22 protein-coding genes and 1 other RNA gene are annotated in these 23,182 nt (G+C 64.3%); 10 read left to right on the top strand and 13 right to left on the bottom strand.

The genetic code is table 11. From position 1 onward, the window contains the following. Positions 1-3: 3 nt before the first annotated feature. The gene (gene lgt / locus AC1MEM_RS08415) at positions 4-852 is read left to right on the top strand and encodes a prolipoprotein diacylglyceryl transferase (RefSeq protein ID WP_499476576.1); all 849 of its coding nucleotides are present in this window, start codon (positions 4-6) and stop codon (positions 850-852) included. A 129-nt stretch (positions 853-981) separates the two neighbouring features. On the opposite strand, the gene AC1MEM_RS08410 is transcribed toward lgt, so the two are convergent. The 8 genes from AC1MEM_RS08410 to AC1MEM_RS08375 form a co-directional block, all read right to left on the bottom strand. Then, a complete protein-coding gene (locus AC1MEM_RS08410) occupies positions 982-1,782 on the bottom strand; it encodes a sulfite exporter TauE/SafE family protein (protein ID WP_499476575.1) in 801 nt (266 codons plus the stop codon). A gap of 157 nt (positions 1,783-1,939) precedes the next feature. Next, on the bottom strand, positions 1,940-2,341 hold the full coding sequence (locus tag AC1MEM_RS08405) for a hypothetical protein (protein WP_499476574.1): 402 nt from the start codon (positions 2,339-2,341) through the stop codon (positions 1,940-1,942). Continuing rightward, entirely contained in the window at positions 2,338-2,652 is a 315-nt protein-coding gene (locus AC1MEM_RS08400; protein ID WP_499476573.1) for a metalloregulator ArsR/SmtB family transcription factor, read from the bottom strand. Before AC1MEM_RS08400 ends, AC1MEM_RS08405 begins: the two co-directional genes overlap by 4 nt. Before the next feature lie 71 nt (positions 2,653-2,723). After that, positions 2,724-3,191, bottom strand: a complete 468-nt coding sequence (locus tag AC1MEM_RS08395) for an EVE domain-containing protein (protein ID WP_499476571.1) — start codon at positions 3,189-3,191, stop codon at positions 2,724-2,726. Positions 3,192-3,278: 87 nt separating this feature from the next. After that, a non-coding RNA gene (gene ssrS / locus AC1MEM_RS08390) (6S RNA) lies at positions 3,279-3,460 on the bottom strand. A 46-nt stretch (positions 3,461-3,506) separates the two neighbouring features. Next, on the bottom strand, positions 3,507-3,818 hold the full coding sequence (locus tag AC1MEM_RS08385; protein WP_499476570.1) for a cell division protein ZapA: 312 nt from the start codon (positions 3,816-3,818) through the stop codon (positions 3,507-3,509). Beyond that, complete coding sequence (locus AC1MEM_RS08380; protein WP_499476568.1) at positions 3,815-4,060, bottom strand: hypothetical protein; 246 nt, start codon at positions 4,058-4,060, stop codon at positions 3,815-3,817. The genes AC1MEM_RS08385 and AC1MEM_RS08380 overlap by 4 nt, the downstream gene beginning before the upstream one ends. A 169-nt stretch (positions 4,061-4,229) precedes the next feature. Further along, the gene (locus AC1MEM_RS08375; protein ID WP_499476567.1) at positions 4,230-4,688 is read right to left on the bottom strand and encodes a hypothetical protein; all 459 of its coding nucleotides are present in this window, start codon (positions 4,686-4,688) and stop codon (positions 4,230-4,232) included. A gap of 437 nt (positions 4,689-5,125) precedes the next feature. Here AC1MEM_RS08375 and groES point away from each other — a divergent pair, with 437 nt between their 5' ends. From groES to AC1MEM_RS08360, 3 genes are all read left to right on the top strand, one after another. Next, positions 5,126-5,416 carry a co-chaperone GroES gene (gene groES, locus AC1MEM_RS08370; RefSeq protein ID WP_379720400.1) on the top strand — a complete coding sequence of 97 codons (291 nt, stop codon included), beginning with the start codon at positions 5,126-5,128 and terminating at the stop codon, positions 5,414-5,416. 40 nt (positions 5,417-5,456) lie between these two features. Next, on the top strand, positions 5,457-7,103 hold the full coding sequence (gene groL / locus AC1MEM_RS08365; RefSeq protein WP_499476566.1) for a chaperonin GroEL: 1,647 nt from the start codon (positions 5,457-5,459) through the stop codon (positions 7,101-7,103). Between the two features lie 111 nt (positions 7,104-7,214). Continuing rightward, positions 7,215-7,634, top strand: coding sequence for a hypothetical protein (locus AC1MEM_RS08360; protein WP_499476565.1), 420 nt, complete (start codon positions 7,215-7,217; stop codon positions 7,632-7,634). 174 nt (positions 7,635-7,808) lie between these two features. Here the strand turns inward: AC1MEM_RS08360 and AC1MEM_RS08355 are convergent, their stop codons facing one another. Further along, complete coding sequence (locus AC1MEM_RS08355; protein ID WP_499476563.1) at positions 7,809-8,189, bottom strand: YfeK family protein; 381 nt, start codon at positions 8,187-8,189, stop codon at positions 7,809-7,811. A gap of 55 nt (positions 8,190-8,244) precedes the next feature. Further along, positions 8,245-9,867 (bottom strand): methyl-accepting chemotaxis protein, encoded by a 1,623-nt coding sequence (locus tag AC1MEM_RS08350; protein ID WP_499476561.1) that lies wholly within the window; start codon positions 9,865-9,867, stop codon positions 8,245-8,247. Between the two features lie 344 nt (positions 9,868-10,211). Between AC1MEM_RS08350 and AC1MEM_RS08345 the strand changes: the two genes are divergently transcribed. Then, a complete protein-coding gene (locus tag AC1MEM_RS08345; RefSeq protein ID WP_499476560.1) occupies positions 10,212-10,673 on the top strand; it encodes a hypothetical protein in 462 nt (153 codons plus the stop codon). Positions 10,674-10,926: 253 nt separating this feature from the next. On the opposite strand, the gene AC1MEM_RS08340 is transcribed toward AC1MEM_RS08345, so the two are convergent. Beyond that, positions 10,927-12,783: a glucokinase gene (locus tag AC1MEM_RS08340; protein WP_499476558.1), complete on the bottom strand. Its 1,857-nt coding sequence runs from the start codon at positions 12,781-12,783 to the stop codon at positions 10,927-10,929. Then, a complete protein-coding gene (locus tag AC1MEM_RS08335; RefSeq protein ID WP_499476557.1) occupies positions 12,783-14,411 on the bottom strand; it encodes an alpha-glucosidase in 1,629 nt (542 codons plus the stop codon). Before AC1MEM_RS08335 ends, AC1MEM_RS08340 begins: the two co-directional genes overlap by 1 nt. Positions 14,412-14,653: 242 nt before the next feature. On the opposite strand from AC1MEM_RS08335, the gene AC1MEM_RS08330 reads away from it, so the two are divergent. The 4 genes from AC1MEM_RS08330 (at position 14,654) to AC1MEM_RS08315 (ending at position 20,404) form a co-directional block, all read left to right on the top strand. Beyond that, complete coding sequence (locus AC1MEM_RS08330; RefSeq protein ID WP_499476556.1) at positions 14,654-16,264, top strand: POT-type proton-dependent oligopeptide transporter; 1,611 nt, start codon at positions 14,654-14,656, stop codon at positions 16,262-16,264. 165 nt (positions 16,265-16,429) lie between these two features. Then, positions 16,430-19,156, top strand: coding sequence for an alpha-1,6-glucosidase domain-containing protein (locus AC1MEM_RS08325; protein ID WP_499476554.1), 2,727 nt, complete (start codon positions 16,430-16,432; stop codon positions 19,154-19,156). 380 nt (positions 19,157-19,536) lie between these two features. After that, a complete protein-coding gene (locus AC1MEM_RS08320; protein ID WP_499476553.1) occupies positions 19,537-20,025 on the top strand; it encodes a hypothetical protein in 489 nt (162 codons plus the stop codon). A gap of 10 nt (positions 20,026-20,035) precedes the next feature. Continuing rightward, positions 20,036-20,404 (top strand): hypothetical protein, encoded by a 369-nt coding sequence (locus AC1MEM_RS08315; protein WP_499476552.1) that lies wholly within the window; start codon positions 20,036-20,038, stop codon positions 20,402-20,404. A gap of 75 nt (positions 20,405-20,479) precedes the next feature. On the opposite strand, the gene AC1MEM_RS08310 is transcribed toward AC1MEM_RS08315, so the two are convergent. Beyond that, complete coding sequence (locus AC1MEM_RS08310; RefSeq protein ID WP_499476550.1) at positions 20,480-21,424, bottom strand: LysR family transcriptional regulator; 945 nt, start codon at positions 21,422-21,424, stop codon at positions 20,480-20,482. A gap of 100 nt (positions 21,425-21,524) precedes the next feature. Between AC1MEM_RS08310 and mdlC the strand changes: the two genes are divergently transcribed. Continuing rightward, positions 21,525-23,144, top strand: a complete 1,620-nt coding sequence (gene mdlC, locus AC1MEM_RS08305; RefSeq protein WP_499476549.1) for a benzoylformate decarboxylase — start codon at positions 21,525-21,527, stop codon at positions 23,142-23,144. The last annotated feature ends 38 nt before the right edge of the window (positions 23,145-23,182 follow it).

Below are 23,182 nucleotides of genomic sequence, written 5' to 3'. Positions count from 1 at the left end.
ACTATGCTGGTACACCCGAATCCGGACCCGATCGCCGTTTCGATCGGCCCGGTCGACATCCACTGGTACGGCCTGATGTACGTGGTCGCGTTCGGCCTGTTCCTGTTATTAGGGCGCGTGCGCATCAAGCAGCCGCATATCGCCGCGCAAGGCTGGAAGAACGAGGACCTGGACGACATGCTGTTCTACGGCATGCTCGGGGTCGTGATCGGCGGGCGCCTGGGCGAGGTGCTGTTCTACCAGCCGGCCCACTTCTGGGCCCATCCGATCGAGATTTTCCAGGTCTGGAAAGGCGGCATGTCCTTCCACGGCGGCTTCCTCGGCGTGATGATCGCGATGGCCCTGTGGGCGAGAAAGGCCAAACGCAACCTGCTCGACGTGTATGACTTCATCGCCCCGATGGTCCCGCTCGGCTACGCCGCCGGCCGCCTGGGCAATTTCATCAACCACGAACTGCCGGGCCGCGTCGCCGACCCGAGCCTGCCCTGGGCGATGCTCTGGCCCGCCGAAGGCATGCACACGCCGACGATCTACCTGGAGGGCCTGCGCCACCCGTCGCCGATCTATCAGTTGCTGGTCGACGGCGTCCTCGTGTTCCTGATCCTGTGGCCCTTCGCGCGCAAGGCGCGTCCGCGGCTGGCGGTGGGTGCGATGTTCACGCTGCTGTATGGCTGCGCCCGCTTCTTCACGGAATACTTCCGCGTGCCGGACTGGGAAACGACGGTGGCCGGCATGCCGATCACGTCGGGACAGGTGCTGTCGCTGCCGATGATTATCGCGGCCCTGATCATGCTGGCCTGGGCGTATTCGCGTGATGGGCGTAGGGTGGTCGGCTCTACCCCTCACGCGTAATTGGCTTGCGGCTGCAACGCCGCCCACGCGTTCAACGAACGCCCGCATGGCGCAGGTGAAACGCTTGCGTCACGCGTGGGCGGCGCCAAAGCCGCAGACCGTTCACGCGTTCGGGTGGAGCCGACCACCCTACACGGCCTTCCAGAACATGTAGGCGGCCAAGGCATACAGAAGGACGGCGAACACCCTCTGCAACTGCCGGATCGGCATCCGGTGCGCCGTCCGCGCCCCCAGCGGCGCCATCATCACGCTCGCCGCGACGATGATCAGCAATGCCGGCACATAGATGAAGCCGAGCGCATACTTCGGCAGCCCCGGCTCGCCCCAGCCATAAAACACATTCGCCAGCGTGCCGGCCAGCGCAATCGGAAAGCCGAGCGCCGCGCTGGTGGCGACCGCATTGTGGATGCGGACATTACACCAGGTCATGAAGGGAACCGAGACAAAGCCGCCGCCGGCTCCGACCAGGCCGGCGAGGATCCCGATCACGCCGCCGGCCGCGAACATGCCGGGTGCGCCGGGCAGGTCGCGCGCGGCGGCCGGCTTCTTGTTGACCAGCATTTGCGTGGCCGAAAAGGCGACGAAGGCGCCGAAGAACCAGGCCAGCGTCGACGCATTCATCTGCTTGCCGATCCACGGTCCGATGGTCGAGCCGACCAGGATCCCCGGCGCCAGCAGGGCGACGATGCGCCAGACCACCGCGCCATGCTTGTGGTGTGCACGCACCGAGGACAGCGAGGTGAACATGATGGTGGCGAGCGAGGTCGCAATCGCCATGTGGACGACGAGTCCCTCGGGAACGCCGCGCGCCGCGAGCACCATGCTGATGAAGGGCACCAGGATCATGCCGCCGCCGATGCCGAGCAGGCCGGCCGCGAAGCCGCCGAAGCAGCCCATCGCCAGCAGGGAAAGGATCATCAGCGGGTCCATGGTCCCTCCTCCGCCCGAACGTGGTGATGCGGCACGCAGGCAAGGCCCGCAGCGGAGGGAAACGTCAACGTGGATACCATCGGCCAGCCTTGCTTATCAAACACATGAGACAGGCAGTCTAGCCGAATGTCGATGCCGCCGCTGCGGCGATGCCGATTCAGGCCCCGCTGTCGACCGGCCGTGCTGCGCCAAAGCAGCGCAGTACGGCGGCAAGCAGCGCCACGGCGAGCACCGCGGCGCCGATCAGGTGCATGCCGGCCAGCGGCGCGAACAGCATGGCGAGCACGTAGCCGAGGCCGCCCAGCACCAGGCTCCAGCCGGCGAAGCGCCGCGCCGCCTGCTCCGCCTGCGGCGCGCAGCGCAGCCGCACCAGGTTCGTGAGCGACTTCGGAATCACGTTCGCGTAGGCCACGACAACCAGGCCCAGCAGCGCGCCGGTGAGGCGCTGCGCCCACTCGGGCGAGAGGTAGCCGGGCGCGGCCCACTTCAAGGCTGCCGCCGTCGCGATGATCAATGCCGCGGCAAGCAGCGCACGGCCCAGCGGGAAAGCATGCTTCATGACTTCTCCTCGTTCGATCCAACATCGGAATGGCCGCCTTGCGGCCGCGTGACCTGCAATCCAAACGTTTGCGCAAAGGCGAGCAGCGCCTCTTCCAGCACCGACAGCTTGAGGCGGTAGGTGACATTGCGGCCCTGCTTCTCGGCCTCGACCAGGCCGGCATTGACGAGCACGGCGAAATGGGCCGACATGGTCGGCCTGGAGACGTCGAACATGTCCGCCAGTTCGCCCGCGCCGATGGGTCCGGCCTGCAGCAGTTGCAGGACCTTGCGGCGGGTCGGATCGGACAGGGCTTTGAAGACAGTGCTCATGCGATCGATTATTAGCTAATCATCTAACTATCGTCAAGCGCTTTCGCGCGCAGGGGACGAACAAGCGCCGATCAATCCTTCCTGCGGATGAATTCGAGAATGGTGTTCCACTGGCCGCTGGTGACCGGCGAAATGGAAAGGCGGCTGCCTTTCTGCAGCAGGACCATGTCTTCCAGGGCGGGAATGGCGCGCATGTCAGCCAATGGCAAATAGCGACCCTTTTCTTTCGCCCTGATGTCGACCGATATCCAGCGCGGTTGCGCCTGGGTCGCTTTCGGGTCGAAGTATTTGCCGGCGCTGTCGAATTGGGTGGCGTCGGGATAAGGGCCGCTGGCTACTTCCGCGATTCCCGCGACACCGGGAACGGCGCAGCTGGAGTGATAAAACAGGATGCCGTCGCCGACCTGCATCCCATCGCGCATGAAATTACGGGCCTGGTAATTGCGTACGCCGAACCAGGCAACGGCCTGCCCCGGCGCTGCAAGAACGTCGTCGAAACTGACTTCATCGGGCTCGGATTTCATCAACCAGTAGCGCATCGAAACTCCTGAAGAAAAGGCGCGCAGATAAAGCGCGCGCGCATAAAAAAACGGCTGCGTGCTATTGCCCGCAACCGCTTTTTGGAATGAAGCCCCGCCTGTGCCGTAACTTGCCGGCATCCCGAACCTGATGGCTCAAGGTGGTCACAGTCAGTTCAATTTCGGGTTCGTCGAACTAGCGACGCTCACGCCCATCAAACACTATCCCGCAACCTATGCATGTAAATGGTTCAAGGAATATATGGCAGTCTCGAACACCGCAGGGTGAGACGCAGTTTACTCGCTTGAACTGTCATGTCAAACGAATTTGGCCGCTCAGGACAAATTTTCTTGCGGCGCCAGGGCCTGGTCGAGGACGCTGTGCATGGTCTCGAGTTTTTGTTTCACTTCGAGCATCGTCATGTCCGACAGGGGTCCCTGCGGCGACTTGACCGACAGGAATTCGGCAGCCACGCTGAGCGCGGCCATGACCGCGATGCGGTCGTTGCCCTTGACCTTGCCCGAGTCGCGCAGCGCGGTCATCTTGCCGTCGAGGTAGCGCACGGCGTCGCGCAGCGTGGCCTGCTCGCCTTCCTTGCAGGCCAGGCGGTAGGGCTGGCCCATGATCGTTACGTCCAGGTAAATCATCGGGCAGCCTCGGGTTCGATGGGTTCGGCGTCTTCTTCTGCTTCAGCTTCAGGCGCGGGCAATTGCTCGATCACGGCTTCGACCTTGTGCTGAACCTCGACAAGGCGCTCGACGAGCGCCATGTTGACTTCGTTAAGCAGCAGGTTGGTCTGGCGCAGTTGCGCATTCTCGCTGCGCAGCGATCCGACCAGCTCGGCGAGCCGCTCGATTTTGTCGGATAAGTCTTGGAATTCGGAAATCATTCGTAACTATAGGTTGGATAAGCTTTGACAGTCAACAGGATAGCGCGTTGTGCGGCCCGCGGGCTTTTCGTTAGCACCGGTTTTCTTTGCACGCAACTCCTCTTACCTGGCAACATCCCGGTAAAACCGCTGCAGCATGCCCGCCTTCCCGCCCGGCTGTGCGAGCCTGTCATTCAACGCGCGGAATCGGGTTGAAATAATTGCCTTCGAACTTGGACAGCGAATCGCGTTTCTCCTGCGGGAAGGCCAGCTCGATCTTGCCGCGTTTTCCGAAGCGATACTGCAGCCAGCCGCTCCCATCCTCGGCGACCTTGCCGCACACGGACAGGATCTTCCTCCCGCCTCCGGTCGGGCACGACAGGTAATCGGTTTCGCCCTTCCCGCACAGGGTCAGCGCGCGCGGCGCATCGAGGTAGCGCTCAGGATCGAAATCGGCAAGGTCGATCTTGCCGAAGTCCCTGGACGGGAGATAGACGTTTTGTTTGAAACGCTCATCCGGTTCCGGTGCGGAGAACGAGCTCGCTTCGGCGCGCACCAGCTGCCAGGTCCTGGCTGCCGGCGACCAGGCAAACGTAAACTGTTCGACCAGCGGTCGACCGAGGGGGGAACGATGATCGGGTATTGCCAAAGAGGATATCTCTTTTTGAAAAACATTTTCTAATAGAATTATTTCACCACTGGCTAACCGCCCTGCATGCCCGGCGCGCCCAGTCCGAAATCGTGCCGCAAGTAGCTTTCGCAGAAACCTTTGATACCGATCAATTCCCTGTCAACAGTGCGTCAAGCCGCCCGCAGACGATGCTAGTCTCTTCGCTTCGTGCCGGCGCAGGCGGGGCTGCCGCAAGCCCCAAGCGCATCCCGCCGCTTGACGCAACGCAAGCTCGTGCAATTTATTTTGCAACATGGCCGCTTGAAATACCCCTACATCGTCCCTATAATTAGCACTCGTTAGTTGAGAGTGCTAACAACTCTTTCAAGCCGCAACGCTTCCAGCGCGGTCCAAGGCCGTAGCGGCAACCGAAGCAAACAAAAGCTAGTCCACACCACTGAATAAAGGAGTTCTGCATGAATCTTCGCCCACTGCACGATCGCGTTATCGTGAAGCGTCTCGACCAGGAAACCAAGACCGCCTCCGGCCTGATCATCCCTGATGCAGCCGCCGAAAAGCCGGACCAGGGCGAGATCCTCGCCGTCGGCAATGGCAAAGTCCAGGACAACGGTCAGCTCCGTGCACTGGAAGTCCAGGTTGGCGACCGCGTCCTGTTCGGCAAGTACTCGGGCCAGACCGTCAAGGTCGACGGCCAGGAACTGCTCGTGATGCGTGAAGAAGACATCATGGCCGTGCTGGTCAAGTAATCCTCCCCAGAACATTTTCGAATAAATCGGAGAAACAAACATGGCAGCTAAAGAAGTTATTTTCGGCGACGCAGCGCGCGCCAAGATGGTTGAGGGCGTCAACATCCTCGCCAACGCAGTGAAAGTCACCCTGGGTCCTAAAGGCCGCAACGTCGTGCTGGACCGCTCGTTCGGCTCCCCGACCGTCACCAAGGACGGCGTCTCGGTCGCGAAAGAGATCGAACTCAAAGACAAGCTCATGAACATGGGCGCGCAGATGGTCAAGGAAGTCGCGTCGAAGACCAGCGACAACGCCGGCGACGGCACCACCACCGCAACCGTGCTGGCACAAGCCATCGTCCGCGAAGGCATGAAGTTCGTTGCCGCCGGCATGAACCCGATGGACCTGAAGCGCGGCATCGACAAGGCAGTGGCTGCCACCGTCGAAGAGCTGGCCAAGATCGCCCGTCCATGCACCACCACCAAGGAAATCGCGCAAGTCGGCGCCATTTCGGCCAACTCGGACTACTCGATCGGCGAGCGCATCGCTGAAGCGATGGAAAAAGTCGGCAAGGAAGGCGTCATCACCGTCGAAGACGGCAAGTCGCTGAACGACGAACTCGACATCGTCGAAGGCATGCAGTTCGACCGCGGCTACCTGTCGCCGTACTTCATCAACAACCCGGACAAGCAAGTCGCCATCCACGACAATCCATTCGTCCTGCTGTGCGACAAGAAGATCTCGAACATCCGTGACCTGCTGCCGGTACTGGAACAAGTTGCGAAAGCCGGCCGTCCGCTGGTGATCGTCGCCGAAGACATCGAAGGCGAAGCGCTGGCGACCCTGGTCGTCAACAACATCCGTGGCATCCTGAAGACCGTCGCCGTCAAGGCCCCAGGCTTCGGCGACCGCCGCAAGGCCATGCTGGAAGACATCGCTGTCCTGACCGGCGGCCAGGTTATCGCTGAAGAAGTCGGCCTGACCCTGGAAAAGGTCACGCTGGCAGAACTCGGCCAGGCCAAGCGTATCGAAGTCGGCAAGGAAAACACCATCATCATCGACGGCGCCGGCGCTGCTGAAAACATCGAAGCGCGCGTCAAGATGGTGCGCATCCAGATCGAAGAAGCGACCTCGGACTACGACCGCGAAAAGCTGCAAGAGCGCGTGGCCAAGCTGGCCGGCGGCGTTGCCGTGATCAAGGTTGGCGCTGCCACCGAAGTCGAAATGAAGGAAAAGAAAGCACGCGTCGAAGACGCACTGCACGCAACCCGCGCAGCCGTTGAAGAAGGCATCGTGCCAGGCGGCGGCGTTGCCCTGCTGCGTGCCCGCGCTTCGATCAACATCAAGGGCGACAATCCTGACCAGGAAGCCGGCATCAAGATCGTCCTGCGCGCAATGGAAGAGCCGCTGCGCATGATCGTCCAGAACGCTGGCGAAGAGCCATCGGTCGTCGTCGCAGCCGTCCTGGCCGGCCAGGGCAACTACGGCTACAACGCCGCCAACGGCACCTATGGCGACATGGTCGAAATGGGCGTGCTGGACCCAGCCAAGGTCACCCGCTCGGCCCTGCAAAATGCAGCGTCGATCGCCGGCCTGATGCTGACCACCGACTGCATGGTGTCGGAACTGGCTGAAGACAAGCCAGCCGGCGGCATGGGCGGCATGGGTGGTATGGGCGGCATGGGCGGTATGGACGGCATGATGTAAATGGTCCGGCCCGCGTAGGGTGCCCGGCGCCGCTACGGCGGCGCTGTGCTGCACAATCAAGCCTGCAAGGTTCGCGCCTTGCAGGCTTTTTTACTTTTGAGAGGATGGAAAATGGCGGCTGTGAATGCGGAAGACCTCGAAGACGCGGTACTGATGGTGTCGGAAGCGGGAACCGGGGCCGAGGCCTGGGTGTCGCTCGATACGGGCGAGGTGCACGTGCGCTCCGAGCTGGTGCCTGGGGATCTGGCGCCTTTGCCGGACGATATCGATTCGTCGGATCGCTACGTTCCGGTTCCCGATATGCGCACGCTCGCTCTCGGACTCCAGCTGGTATTCGATTTCACCGACGCGGCGATGCCGGAAGACGAAGCGCGCGTGCGCCAGATGTTCAAGCGTCCCGGCGCCTACCGCCATTTCGGCGACCTGGTCGCGGAGCGCGGCCTGAGGGACCGCTGGCACGATTTCCGCGAGGCGCAGACGCGTGCTGCGCTTGCGGGTTGGTGCGAAGAGAACGGGCTGGCGCTGGGCTGAGGTTTGTGGGCTGTTGCCTGCCAGGCTATCGGTCCGCATGATCCGCGTGGGCATGCCCACCTACGTTACGCCGAAGTCCGTGGCCGATGTGCACCGTAGGGTGGGCATGCCCACGCGTATGCTGCGCACCGATATCGGCACAGGCAACAGCCCCGTAAGCGCCGCGCACCGTTTCTACTTGCCCGTCCCCGCACGAAACCGCGCCAACTCCTCTTTCAGATACACCGCGCTCTCCACCGGCTTCCCTCCCCCGCATTTCACGAGATACGACTTGCCGCTCATGCTGCTCTCCGACGCTCCGCGCGCAATGAAGGACTCGGCATTCGTGACCAGGTCACGCTGCACCAGGTAATCGTATTTCCGCTTCAAATGCGAGCGCGCCTCCGCGCCTTCGTGCCAGCTGCCGTTGCGATTGAACTGGCAGCCCGGCGTCGCCACGTAATCGAGCAGGTGGACAATTTCGGCCTGGGCGCGCGCGTCGGGGGCGGCGAGCGCCGCGCCCTGCGCAGCGCCCGCCAGCAGCAAGGCGCCGGCGTAACGGTACAGCTTGTTCATGCATTCTCCATGTCGGGTCCCGCCGTGCGGACATGGAGCGAGTCTAGCCGATCGCTCAGGCCAGCAGCGCGCGCCCAGGCGCCGGACGCATCGGGGCAACCGCAACCCGGCCCGTGGCAGGCTGTCCGTCGCCGGCCAGCTTGAACGCGCTGACCGCCTCCAGCAATTGCCCGGCCTGCTCGTGCATCGCGCCCGATGCGGCGGCGGCCTGCTCGACCAGCGCCGCGTTCTGCTGCGTAACCTGGTCCATCTGCGCGATCGCCGCGTTGATCTGGCCGATGCCGGCCGTCTGCTCTTCGGTGGCGGCCGCGATCTCGCCGATGATGTCGGTCACGCGCTTGACGCTGCCGACGATGTCGGTCATGGTCGCGCCGGCCTGGTCGACCAGCTTCGCGCCGTCGCCGACCCGGGTCACGGAATCGTCGATCAGCAGCTTGATTTCCTTGGCCGCGGCGGCCGAACGGTGGGCAAGGCTGCGCACTTCGGTGGCGACGACGGCAAACCCGCGTCCCTGCTCGCCGGCGCGTGCCGCTTCCACCGCCGCGTTCAGCGCGAGGATGTTGGTCTGGAAGGCGATGCTGTCGATCACGCCGATGATGTCGGCAATCTTCTTCGACGAGTCATTGATCGAGGCCATGGTCTCGACCACGCGCGCCACCACCGCGCCGCCGCGCCCGGCCACGTCGCTGGCGGAGGTCGCCAGCACGGTTGCCTGGCGCGCGTTGGCGGCATTCTGGGCGACGGTCGAGGTCAGCTCTTCCATCGAGGAGGCCGTTTCTTCCAGCGAGCCGGCCTGTTCTTCGGTGCGTGCGGACAGGTCGTGGTTGCCGGCGGCGATTTCCGACGAGGCGGTCGCGATCGCGTCCGAGCCGCCGCGGATTTCAGTGACGAGGCCAAGCAGGTGGTCGTTCATGTCGGCCAGCGCATCCTGCAGCGCGCCGATTTCATCTTTCGCATTGACCTGGCGGCGGCTGGTCAGGTCGCCGGCGGCGACGCGGCGCGCCAGCGCGACGGCGGCGCCGACCGGACGGGTGATCGAGCGGGTCAGCCACCAGGCGCACAGGGCGCCGAAGGCCACGGAGAGGACACCCAGCAGGATCATCGTGTGGCGGCTCTCGGCCTTGATCTGGCCGATCTCGCTGCGCAGGTCGTCGACCTGCTTGCGCTGCAGCGCCACCAGCTTCGCGATGTTGGCCTGGTAGGCCTTGGCCGCGGGAATGTACACCTTGTCGTGCACCTGCATCGACTCGTCGACCTTGCCTTCGCTCTTGAGGCGGATGGCTTCGGCGCGCCCGCCGGCGTAGGCGCCGCGCAACGCGATCATTTTCGCGAAGGTTTCTTTTTCCTCGTCGGTGGCCAGCATCTGCTCGACCTCCTTGATGTACCCCGCCGCCTTGGCGTTCGTCTCCGCCGTGTTCGCGGCGAAGAACTCGGTCAGCGAACTGTCGCTGCTCTTGATGATGGCCGAGGTGCGGATCACGGCGACGGCGATATTGGCGTTCCAGTCGCTGATCAGGCGTTCCTTCTTGACCGGCTGGTCCAGCATTTCTTCGGCGGCGTTGGCCACCGCGTTCAGCTTCAGGATGCTGATCGCCGTGATGAGGATAGACAGGGCCAGGACAAGGGAAAAGCCGAGCGCAAGACGCTGCCCGATCTTCATGTTTGATAACAAATTCATTGCGTGTACTCGTGTTTGTTCGGGTAGATGGGGCATCGGCTCGTGCGCGGCACAAAGGACAGCTGAATAACCGATATATGAATGATGAATTACTAAGTTTCAATTCATCAATTCTACGCATAAATCCGAATGTTGGCATAAGGAAACAATTGTTTAACTCAAATTAACTCTCCCGGTGACGCATGCATGACACAGATGGGCCACCCCGGTGCGTGTTTTCCAGATAACCTGGCGCGCAAGCTGCGTGCGAATGGGGCGCTGGCGCCTTGATGCTCCCTGCGCCGAGATTGCCCGGCGGTACAGCATCGGCTAGTATGGCCTCACGTTTTCCACGAGGTTTGAACATGATTTCACGCGGCGCATCCCTGCTGACCACTTCCCTGCTGGCAGCCTTCCTGCTTGCCGGCTGCAAGGACAAGCAGGGGCCCGTCACGCCGCCGCAGCCGGCCAAGCCGATCGTCCGGCAAAAGGCCGAGCCGGCGGTGACGCGCGAGCAGGCGATGGCGTCCCTGCTGGCGCTGCCGGAGGTGAAAGCATGGTCCAGGGAGATCGAACAGCGCTCGCGCGGCAAGGCGCATGGCGCCGTCATCGAAGACGACCCGACTCCGCGCGTCATCAACGGCATCCAGTACTGGCAGCTGAGTTTTGTCGAGAACCGCGCCGACAAGGTCAACCGGCGCGAGAGTTTCCTGGTGGCGCACACGGGCAGCCAGATCCTGGTGGAAGACACGGCGAACGACTCGGTTATTTCGCTCGACGAGTGGCGCCGCGGGATTCGGCGCGTGGAAACGAAGTCGGCCAACTAAGCGCGAGTCGAGATAAACGTAGGGTGGACTCCCGAGTCCACGCGTTCACCGTTACCGCTCACGCGACGTTGACAACACCATTGACCGCCGCGCATTCAAAACCATCGCCACGCGTGCGATTACGATGCCGGCCATCGTGTCGATTGATCGGCCGTCCGACCGCGTGGGCATGCCCACCCTTCGTTACGCCACGGCCGCCGGCTTTCGTCGAAGGCCAACTATCCACGGGAACCGACGCGCACCCTAGGTTTACCTAACTATCCAGGTGCGAAATGAGCAACCTGCGCTGCTCAAGGTCGCCCTCTCCCTCGCGCCCATTGTGCGCATCGACCGACAAGCCCACCGCCATGATGTCGATGAACAGCAGCTGCAAAATCCGCGAAATCATCGACAGGAACACCGTACTGTCCTCCGCATGATCCACCGCCAGGCACACGCTCGCCTTGCGCGCCAGCGGCGACTGGCTGTTGCCGATGGCGATGACGTCCGCCCCGCGCGAGCGGGCGATATCGACCGCCTGCAGCAGCTCCGGCAAGCGCCCGGAATTCGAAATCGCGATCACCACATCGCCCGGCCCCAGCAAATCGGCCGCCAGCGCGAACAGATGCGAGTCCCCATACAGCGCCGTCGGAATCCGGAAGCGGAAGAATTTATGTTGACCGTCGAGCGCCACCACGCGTGCATTGCCCATCGCGTAGAACTCGACCCGGCGCGCGCGGCTCACCAGCTCGATCGCGCGGTCCAGGGTGTGCACGTCCAGCCCGTCGCGGAATTTCAAAATGGCCGACACGGTGTTGTCGATCACCTTGGCCGATAGATCGTGGGTACTGTCGCTATTCCTCACCTGGCTGTGGCGCACGGGGATCGCCCCCGTCAGGCTGCTCGCGAATTTCAGCTTGAAGTCGGCCAGGCCGAGGAAGCCCAGCGAGCGGCAGAAGCGGATCACGGTCGGCTGCGAGACTTCCGCCCCGCGCGCGATGTCGGCGATCGGCCCGTTCAGCACCAGGCGCGGCTGCTCGAGCACCAGCGTGGCGACGCGCTGCTCGGCCGGCGAGAGTTCGTGGCGCAGCTGCTTGATGCGGTCCATCAACGTGTTGGCGCCGCTGCGGCCGCGCAGGTGTTCGGAGAGGATGGTCGCCACGCCGTGGAAAGCCGGATTGGGCGTGGTGATGACATAGGTCGGGATGTCGGCCAGGTAGTGCGTGAAGCGCCCCTTGGCCTCGAAGCGGGCGCGGAATGGCGAGCGCGCGAACCATTCCCCCATGCGTGGCACGATGCCGCCGCCAATAAAAATGCCGCCGAAGGCGCCGAGGGTCACCGCAAGATTGGCCGCGGCGCCGCCCAGCATGCCGCAGAAAACCTCCAGCACCTCGCTACACAAGGCGTCGTCCTGGTCGAGCGCGCACGCGAGGATCCCGGCGGCGGTGCGGGAAGGCGCGTGCACGCCATTGCGCAAGGCGAGCGCTTCGTGGATCAGCTCCATGCCCGGCCCGGAAATCAGGCGCTCGTTCGACACGTGCTGCCAGGCGCGCCAGGCATGCTGCAAAATCGCGAACTCGCGCTCGTCGCCGGGTGCGAAGTTCACGTGCCCGCCTTCGCTGCCCAGGGTGACGAAACCATCGCTTGTGGGAATCAGGCCGGAGACGCCGAGACCGGTGCCCGGCCCGAGCACGCCGATGACGGCATTGCCCGCCGGCTTGCCGCCGCCAACCTGCAGCAGGTCGGCGGGCGTGAGTACGGGAATGGCCATCGCCAAGGCCGTAAAGTCGTTCACCACCAGCAGCGTCGACAGGCCGAGTTCACGCCGCAGCGCCTCGGTCGAGAACTCCCAGGCGCGGTTGGTCATGCGCACCTGGTCGCCGTTGACTGGGTTCGCCACCGCAAAGGCGGCGTGCTGCAGGTTCAGGTCCGTATGCTCCGCCAGGTAGGAGCGCACGAGGGGCACAATGCCATCGAACGCTTCGCACTTCAACACGGCCACATGGCGAAAACTGCCGGGCGCCGTCTGCAGCGCGAAGCGCGCGTGGGTCGCGCCGATGTCGGCCAGCAGGCGCGGGCCGTCGGCGAAGGCCGTGCGCCCGGCTTTTTCCAACTCGGGCGCGCTGCCCATCAGGCGACGGTGCCGAACCAGGCGCCGTAGGCCGGCAGCGTGACGCGTCCGTTCGCCGCTTCGCCCGGCAGGCCGTGGCCTGCCAGGTCCTGCGCGTTCGCCGTCTCCGGCCAGTCGATCGTGACCGGCGCATTCGACAGGTTGAAGGCGGCCAGCACGGTCGCCTCTCCCTGTAACGTGCGCCGCAGCGCCAGCACCGCTTCCGGCGCGTCGAAGAAGGAGATGTCGCCGCGCGTCAGTTGCGGCAGGTTCTGGCGCCAATGGATGATGCGGCGCGCGGCGTTCAGGCTGGAGCCCGGATCGGCTTCCTGCGTCGAGGCGGCCGCCGCCAGGTGCGGCGCGGCGACCGGCAGCCATGGCTTGCCTGCGGTGAAGCCGGCGTTCGGCGCTTCGTCCGTCCACGGCATCGGCGTGCGGCAGCCGTCGCGGCCCTTGAACTCGGGCCAGAAGGTGATGCCGTACGGGTCCTGCAGCAGTTCATAGGGCACGTCCGCTTCCGGCAGCGCCAGCTCGTCGCCCTGGTACAGGCAAGGCGTGCCTTTCAGGGACAGCTGCATCGCCAGGATCATCGAGGCGAACGAGGTCGGTGCATTCTCTCCGCCCCAGCGCGTCATGACGCGGATCGCATCGTGATTCCCGACCGACCACGAGGCCCAGCCGCCTTTGACGCGCGCTTCGAATTCCTCGACCTGGGTGCGGATGTGCGCGGCCGTGAACTGCGGCGTGAGCAGGTTAAAACTATAGGCCATGTGCAGCTTGTCGCCGTCGGCCGTGTACTCGGCCATGCATGCGAGGGCGTCGTCGGCGCCGACTTCGCCGATCGACACGGCCTGGTATTCGTCCAGCAGCGCGCGGACCTTCTGCAGGAAGGCGATGTTTTCCGGACGCGTCTTGTCGTAGATGTGGGCCTGCATGCCGTAGGGGTTGACGTCGGTGACCGAGGCCGTATCGCGCTGGGTGGCCGGCGGATTGCTGCGCAGCTGGGTGTCGTGGAAGTGGTAGTTGCACGCGTCCATGCGCACGCCGTCGACGCCGCGCTCGAGCCAGAAACGCAGCGCGTCCAGGTGGGCCTGCTGCACATCGGGGTGATGGAAATTGAGCTGCGGCTGGCTGACCAGGAAGTTGTGCATGTAGTACTGCTTGCGCCGCGTGTCCCACTGCCAGGCGGAGCCGCCGAAGACCGACATCCAGTTGTTCGGCGGGTTGCCGTCCGGGGCGGCGTCGGCCCAGACGTACCAGTCGGCCTTCGGATTGTCGCGGCTGGAGCGGCTTTCGACGAACCACGGATGGGCGTCGGCGGTGTGCGCCATCACCTGGTCGATCATGATCTTCAGGCCGAGCGCGTGGGCCCTGGCGACCATCGCATCGAAGTCGGCCAGGGTACCGAACAGGGGATCGACGTCGCAATAATCCGAGATGTCGTAACCGAAGTCCTTCATCGGCGACTTGAAGTACGGGGACAGCCAGACGATGTTCACGCCCAGGCTGGCGATGTAGTCGAGTTTCGCGGTGATGCCCGGGATGTCGCCCACGCCGTCGCCGTTCGTGTCGAGGTAGCTGCGCGGGTATACCTGGTAGATGATGGCTTCGCGCCACCATTCATTATTCTGTATGGAGGTCTGGGTCATGACGGGGTCCGGTTGGTGATTTTTACGCAATATACAGCAGGCTTTTTGATTTTACAATCCGCTGCAAGACGCAATAAAACAGCATATTTCTTTTGCATTCAATCACTTAGATGCAAATAATATTTGCATCGGATTTGTATGAAGTAGCAAAACTACGAAGCGACCGAACAAGAGACAATTTTCTTATTGCAAAGACCACACCGCCGTCATAGGATCGCGTCTTATCATTTGAGGACGCGCCCATGAGCCACCCGACGACGACCGCCAGCGGCGGACGCATGCCCCGCCAGATCCCCTACATCATCGCCAACGAAGGCTGCGAGCGCTTCAGCTTCTACGGCATGCGCAACATCCTCACGCCCTTCCTGATTTCGACCCTGCTGCTGTTCCTGCCGGAGTCCGAGCGCACCGGCGAAGCCAAGCACGTGTTCCACACCTTCGTCATCGGCGTCTACTTCTTCCCGCTGTTGGGCGGCTGGCTGGCCGACCGCTTCTTCGGCAAGTACAACACGGTGTTCTGGCTCAGCCTCGTCTACGTTATGGGCCACGCCTGCCTCGCCATTTTCGAAGACAACGTGAAGGGCTTCTATGTCGGCCTGGGCCTGATCGCGCTCGGCTCGGGCGGCATCAAGCCGCTGGTCGCGAGTTTTGTGGGCGACCAGTTCGACCAGACCAACAAGGGAAAAGCGAAGCTCGTCTTCGACGCCTTTTACTGGATCATCAACTTCGGCTCCTTCTTCGCTTCGCTGCTGATGCCGCTGTTCCTGAAGAACTACGGCGCGGCGGTCGCCTTCGGCATCCCGGGCGTCATGATGTTCATCGCGACCATGGTGCTGTGGAGCGGACGGCGCAAGTACGTGCACGTGCCGCCGGCCGCGGCGAGCCCGCATTCGTTTACGCGCGTGGCGAAAAGCGCCCTGCTCGCGCATGCGCCAGGCGCCGGCCGCCCGGGCCTCACTGTCGCCCTGATCGGCGTCGCCGGCGCCCTGCTGTCGCTGGCAATGACGCCGCAATGGGGTTTTGTCATCGCGGCCTGCATGGCGCTGGTGCTGCTGCTGGCTTTCGGCGGCATCGGCACCTCGATGCAACTCGAACGCGCGCGCGGCCTGCATCCGGACGAGGCGGTCGACGGCGTGCGCGCGGTGCTGCGCATCCTGATCGTGTTTTCGCTGGTGACGCCCTTCTGGTCCCTGTTCGACCAGAAGGCCTCGACCTGGGTGGTGCAGGCCAATTCGATGATCACGACCTTCTCCGTCTTCGGCAGCGAGTTCACGCTGCTGCCGGCGCAGATGCAGGCCCTGAACCCGCTGCTGGTGATGCTGCTCATCCCCTTCAACAACCTCGTGCTGTTCCCGCTGCTGCAACGGATCGGCATCACGCCCACGCCGCTGCGCCGCATGACGGCCGGTATCGCCTTCTCGGCCCTGTCCTGGCTCGTGATCGGCACCATCCAGGTGTCGATGGACGCCGGCACCCCAACCTCGATGGCCTGGCAGATCCTGCCGTATGCGCTGCTGACGATGGGCGAAGTGCTGGTCTCGGCAACGGGCCTCGAATTCGCCTACAGCCAGGCGCCGGTTTCGATGAAGGGCGCGATCATGGCCTTGTGGAGCCTGGCCGTCACGGTCGGCAACCTGTGGGTGCTGGTCGTGAACGCGGCCGTCAAGAACGACGCGGTAATGAAGACGATTGCGGACTCGGGGCTGGGCGTGATCGCCTTCCAGATGTATTTCTTTGCCGCGTTTGCGCTGCTGGCGGCGCTTGCGTTCGGGCTGTATGCGAAGCGGTACAAAATGGTGGACCATTATCGCAGCACGGACAGCGCGAAAGTGCCCGCGGCCGTCAAGGCCTGATCCGTTCCCGTAGGGTGGGCGCCCTGTGCCCACGCGGAACGATGACCATTGTTAACTCGACCGTTGCACAGCGTTCAAGCACCGTCGGAAACCTCGCGCCGGTTCATACCTGCGTTGAACGCGTGGGCACAGGGCGCCCACCCTACAAAATCTCTAAACAAGATAATGATTCCGTCCCTCCGCCACACCGCATTCTTTACTCTCCTCGGCCTTGCCGGCAGCGCCCAGGCCGCGATCCCGCTGCAAGCCTGCGACAGCCCAGCCTTCGCCACCGTCCTGCACGCCGCGCCGGCGACACTGGAAGCGCGCGCCGTCTGGCTCGACCGCCGCCTCGCCCAATGGCCCGGCGTGCCGCTTGAGGGCCGCTTCCGCCTCTATCATTCTCCCACCGGCGCCATCCAGGCCAGGCCGGGTGCGAAGGTCGAGGGCGCGGCGGGCGTGGTGGAGCTGCGCCCGTATGCCGGCGCGGTCCCGCCGCAAGCCGCCGAACGCTTCAAGTACGTGGGCAAAGGCCCCGTACTCGCCGTCAGCGACACCGACCTGCCGCGCCTCGCCCAGCTGCACCGCGAGCAGCTGGTCCTCGTGCGCGAGGACGCTGACGGCACCGTCCTCGCCGCCACCCGCCTGCAAGCAGCCGGCGCTCTCGACGACCTGTACGCCGCCGCCCAGACCATCCCCGACCTCGGCGCGACGCCCGGCAAGAACGGCACCGGCTTCGCACTGTGGGCGCCCACCGCGCAGCAGGCCGCCGTCTGCGTCTACGACAAGGACGCCGGCCGCGCCCGCGCCATCCACCCGCTCGCTTTCGACGCGCGCACCGGCGCCTGGCGCGCACAGGTCCCGAAAAACCTCTCCGGCCGCTACTACCAATACGCCGTCGACGTCGTCGCCGACGGCGCCGGCCTGGTGCGCAACCTCGTCACCGATCCGTATTCCGTCAGCCTCACCACGGACTCGACGCGCAGCTACATCGCCGACCTCGACGCCGCGAACCTGAAACCGCCAGGCTGGGACGCAGACAAGGCCCCGGACACCGTCAAGGCGCAAGCCGACATGGCGGTCTACGAACTGCACGTCCGCGACTTCTCGCGCGACGACCTGACCGTCCCTGTCAAAAAGCGCGGCAAGTACACGGCCTTCGGCGAGACGAACTCGAACGGCATGCGCCATCTGCAGGCGCTGGCGAAGGCGGGCCTGACCGACATCCACCTGCTGCCGGTGTACGACATCGCCAGCGTCCCGGAGCGCGGATGCGCCGTGCCGAAACCGGCCGGCGCCGCCGACAGCGAGCGCCAGCAGGCACTGGTGATGAAGACCGCGCACACCGACTGCTACAACTGGGGCTACGACCCGTACCACTACAACGCGCCCGAAGGCAGCTACTCCAGCGATCCATCGAACGGCGCACGGCGCATTCTCGAACTGCGCGACATGGTGATGAACCTGCACCGTGCCGGCCTGCGCGTCGGCATGGACGTGGTCTACAACCACACCTTCGCCGCCGGCCAGAAGGAAAAATCGGTACTGGACCGCATCGTGCCCGGCTACTACCACCGGCTCGACGCGGCGGGCGCCGTCGCCCAGTCGACCTGCTGCGACAACACGGCCACCGAGAACGCCATGATGGGTAAACTCATGATCGACTCGGCGGTGCTGTGGGCGAAGCAGTATCGGATGGACTCCTTCCGCTTCGACCTGATGGGCCACCAGCCGCGCGCCATGATGGAGCGCCTGCAGGCGGCGGTGAACATGGCCACCAATCGCAGCGTGCAGCTGATCGGCGAAGGCTGGAATTTCGGCGAAGTCGAAAACGGCGCGCGCTTCGTCCAGGCCTCGCAATTGTCGCTGAACGGCAGCGGCATCGGCACCTTCAGCGACCGCGCCCGCGACGCCGCGCGCGGCGGCGGTTCCGGGGATGCGGGCGACACCGTCGTCAAGCAGCAGGGCTATATCAATGGCCTCGTCTACGACGCCAACGCCAGGGCGGATCAACGTCCGCGCGCGGACCTGCTGCAAGCCGCCGACATGATCCGTGTCGGACTGGCCGGCACGCTGCGCAGCTACCCGTTCGAGAATGCCGATGGCGTCACCCGCAAGCTCGAACAAATGCACTACGGCGGCCAGCCGGCCGGCTACGCCAGCGCACCCGGCGAAACCGTCAACTATGTCGAGAACCACGACAACCAGACCCTGTACGATGCCAACGCCCTCAAACTCCCGCTCGACACGTCGAGCGCGGACCGCGCGCGCGTCCAGATCCTCGGCCTGGCCATCAACGCCTTCAGCCAGGGCGTGGCCTATTTCCACGCCGGGTCCGACATCCTGCGCTCCAAGTCGCTGGACCGCAACAGCTTCAATTCGGGCGACTGGTTCAACCGTCTCGACTGGACCTATCGCACCAATTTCTTCGGCACCGGCCTGCCGCCCGCGCCCGACAATGCGCACGACTGGCCGCTGTTCAAGCCGCTGCTGGCCAATCCGGCACTACGCCCGACGCCGCAAGACATCGCCTACACGCGCGACGCCTTCCGCGACCTGCTGGCGATGCGTGCGAGTTCGACGCTGTTCCGGCTGCACTGCGCCCATGATGTTGCGCAGCGCCTGCGTTTCTTCAACGTCGGGCCGCAGCAGGAGCCGACCGTGATCGCCGCGCATCTCGACGGCCGCGGCTATCCCGGCGCAGGTTTTAACAGCATCCGTTACTTCATCAACGTGGACAAGGTGGCGCACACCGTGCTCGATCCGCAAGCGCGCGGCAAGGGCATGCGCCTGCATCCGGTGCACACCAGGCCGGAGGCCGGCGACAAGCGTGCGGCCGCTGCGGGCTACGACAGCGCAAGCGGCGCCTTCACCATCCCGCCGCGCACGGCGGTGGTGTTCGTCGAGGATTGAATCCGCTGGGTCTGTCTGGCTGAGTGAACGAAATTTCGTTCGGTTGGTCAGACGGCGATGAGTCGAACTGATCTGACTGAACAGCAATAGCGGCAGTCGGCGCCACAATTGCCGCCCAATCCCCGTCACGGTCATGCCTATGTCGGGCATCGACATGTGATTGATGGAACCCTGTGGCGCAGGCGAAGGCTGCGATCGAGCGCGTTGCGGAAGGACCGGCGCTTGAACTTCCTCGGCGGCCGCACACCGCTCAATATCCCGTTCCCTTCCATCCCCATTAATATTTAAAGAGATCCTTATTGGTGAATAAAGAACCCATTGACCAACTAAGAATTCTTTTGGTAGAATTACGTCACCAAAACAGCCAATGGAGATGAAAAATGAGTGATCATAAACCCGTAAACAGGAAAGCTATTTTGACGTTGGCTGGACTCAATGATGTCAATCGCCGCTTCTTCGAGACCCTTTCCCCTCGAAAAAGGAACGCAACCGTAACGACTGTCGAGCAAGGCATGAACTGGACCAAGGGCAGTCGCGCTGAGGTTATCGAACTGTTCAAGCGTCTTGCAGAGCACGATCTTGGTACTTTTGTAAACGGTCGGCGTGGTGGCCAGTCCCGCTTCAAGTGGGGAGCGCGCCTGACCGATGTCGGACAGGCGTACGCTGGTGAGATCGAGGAGATCGAACAAGTTGGTGAGGAAGACCTCGAGGAAGAAATGTATTCCTTTGCGGATGACGAGACGCTCGACCACGAGTACACCTTGCGCCCAGGCGTGAAAATCACGCTATCGTTGCCCTCAGATCTCACCAGTTACGAAGCGAAACGGCTGGCGAACTTCATCAACACCCTGCCCTTCGACGAGGAATGAGGACGTCGACATGAGCATGGTCGAGAGCGATCAGAGGCTGCTGGAGCTGGCGGCCAAGGCGATAGGTATCGCGCTGTGGATTGAAGACGACGGTGAGGAGTTTGAAGTCTTTATCCGCGAGCGCGGCAACAAGCGGCCGCAGGGAGTGAGGCGATGGGATCCCCTGGAAGATGACGCCCATGCGCTGCGCCTCGCGGTAAGGCTGGATATCGAGATGCGCTTTCACGTTGCTGCTGAGATTCCTTCGGTCACAGCCTCTTGCAAAGGGAGGGGCGAGCTGCCGGTGCCACGCGAAATATGGGGCACCGATAAGGAAGCTGCTACTCGTCGCGCCATTGTTCGCGCCGCTGCGGAAATCGGACGCCAGAAGCGCTCCTGAATCAGTCCGCTGGGCGCAGGCGCCAGGATCCCGCCGGCCGTTTCTCGTTCGAGGGGAAGCGCAAGCTGGCGGGACTCACTGGCGCTGCCAGCGCTGCGCCGGCGGCGCGTGTGCGGCGATCCGGCGCAATTCGTCCAGCAGCTTGGCCGCCGGCGCCGGCAGGATGCCGTCGCGCCGGCGAAACGCGGTCAGCGTCCGCCCTGCCCCGAGGTCGGGCAGCGGCAGGGCCTTGAACAGGCCCGCCGCACGTTCGTTTTCGAACATCGGCCCCGCCATCCAGCACAGGAAGCCGGCATGCTTCATGAGGCTTTTCATGACCATGATCGAGCGCGTCTCGACGGCCATCTCGGGCGCCGGCAAGCCATGCGCGCGGAAGGTGCGCTGCATGTGCAGCCAGGGCGCCGTCCCGCGCGGCGTGCAGGCCCAGCGCTGGTCCAGGATGTCGGCCAGCGCCAGGCCGCGACCCTGGCCCTGGCCGCGCTGCAGCGGATGGTCGATCGCGGCCACGATATAGGTGTTGTCGGTCCAGGCGCAGTCGGCGATCGGCACCACCGTCTCGCTTTCGGCCGTGGCCTCGGCGAGCGCGACGTCGATCTCGTGCTTGGCCAGGGCTTCGGCCAGCCGGTCCCACACGCCCTCGAGCACCCGCACCTGCAGGTTGGGCCAGCGCGTCAGCACCCCGTCGATCGCCTGCGGCAGGATCATGCTGACCGCACTGGCGATGCCGCCGACCTTGATGGTGCCCTTCTCCAGGCCGCGCAGCGCGCGGATCTCGTTGCCGGCATCCTCGGCCACCCGCGCCATCAGGCTGGCATGCGGCAGCAAGGTCTCGCCTACCGGGGTGAGCAGCATGCCCTTCGAATTGCGCTCGAACAGCGGCGCCCCGATCTGCTCCTCGAGCCGTTTCACCGTGCGGCTGAGCGCGGGCTGGGTCAGGTGCAGCACTTCGGCGGCACGGCCGAGGCTGCCGTGGGTGGCGATGGCGAGAAAGGCGGACAGCTGGCGTCGGTCGAAATCCATAACGAACTGTAATGACTTTTACCCGACAATGCAATTGTCGGGCATGGGGAAGCCAAGGATACTTCAGACAAGAAATGTTATAAATGCTGAAAGGAAATCCATGTCCGTCTCCCCTGCTTCCGCCGTCTCCACAACGCCTCCCCAGACCACGGTACGCGACGCGGTCATCGCGCTGATGCGCCATTTCGGCATGACCGCGGTCTTCGGCAACCCAGGCTCGACCGAATTGCCGCTGTTCCGCGATTTCCCGAGCGACTTCCGCTATGTGCTCGGCCTGCAGGAAGCCGTCGTGGTCGGCATGGCCGACGGTTATGCCCAGGCCAGCCGCAACGCCAGCTTCGTCAACCTGCATTCGGCGGCCGGGGTGGGCAATGCGATGGGCAACATCTTCACCGCTTTTAAAAACCGCACGCCGATGGTGATCACCGCCGGCCAGCAGGCGCGTTCGATCCTGCCCTTCGACCCTTTCCTGTACTCGGGCAGCGCCACCGAACTGCCGAAGCCCTACGTGAAATGGAGCGTCGAACCGGCCCGCGCCGAGGACGTGCCGCTGGCCATCGCGCGTGCCTATTACATCGCCATGCAGGAGCCGCGCGGCCCGGTGCTGGTGTCGATTCCGGCCGATGACTGGGACCGCCCGGCCGAGATGGTCACCCCGCGCATGGTCAGCACCGAATCGCGCCCCGACCCGCTGGTGCTCGCCGCCATCGGCGACGCCCTCGACGCCAGCGCGCGCCCGGCCTTCGTGGTCGGCGCCGCCGTCGACCGCGGCAATGCCTGGGACGCGGTGGTGGCACTGGCCGAGCGCCACAATGCGCGCGTGTTCGGCGCGCCGATGTCGGGCCGCTGCGGCTTCCCCGAAGACCACCCGCTGTTCGCCGGCTTCCTGCCGGCCATGCGCGAGAAGATCGTCGCCGGGCTGGCCGGGCACGACCTCGTGTTCGCGCTCGGCGCGCCTGCCTTCACCTATCACATCGAAGGCTACGGCCCGCACCTGCCCGACGGCGCGACCCTGGTCCAGCTGACCGATGATCCGACCACGGCAGCCTGGGCCCCGGTCGGCACCGCGGCGGTGGCCAGCATCCGCCTCGGCGTGCAGGATTTATTGGCGCGCCCGGCCCCGCCACAGCGCGCCCTGCCTGCGCCGCGCACTCCCCGCCCGCGCGCCGAAGCGCCGGCCGCAGGCGAGCGCATGTCGGTGGCTTACCTGCTGCAGACCCTGGCCGAGCTGCGCGACCCGGCTTCCATCGTCGTCGAAGAGGCGCCCAGCGCACGCCCGGTGATGCACGGCTACCTGCCGATGCTGCAGAGCGAAACCTTTTATACGATGTGCAGCGGCGGGCTCGGTCACAGCATGCCCGCGGCCATCGGCATCGCGCTCGCCAAGCCCGAGGCCAAAGTGATCGCGCTGATCGGCGACGGCTCGAGCATGTATTCGATCCAGGCCCTGTACAGCGCGGCCCAGCTGAAACTGCCGATCACCTTCGTCATCGTCAACAACGGCCGCTACGCCGCATTGAAGGACTTCGCGCCGGTATTCGGCTTCGGCGCCGGGGACGAAGTGCACGGCACCGACCTGCCCGACATCGACTTCGTCGCCCTGGCCGCCGGCCATGGCTGCGCCGGCGTCAGGGTGAGCGACGCCGCCGCCTTGCGCACCACGCTGGAACAGGCACTGCGTTCGCCGGTGCCGGTGCTGGTGGACGTGCTGGTGGCCTGAAGTGCTGGTGGCCTGAACCAACCAATTACAACGAGGAG

The sequence above is a fragment of the Telluria sp. AIW5 genome (assembly GCF_056680575.1).
The sequence above is the reverse complement of the archived record's forward strand: the minus strand, read 5'-3'. Positions and strand labels throughout refer to the sequence as shown.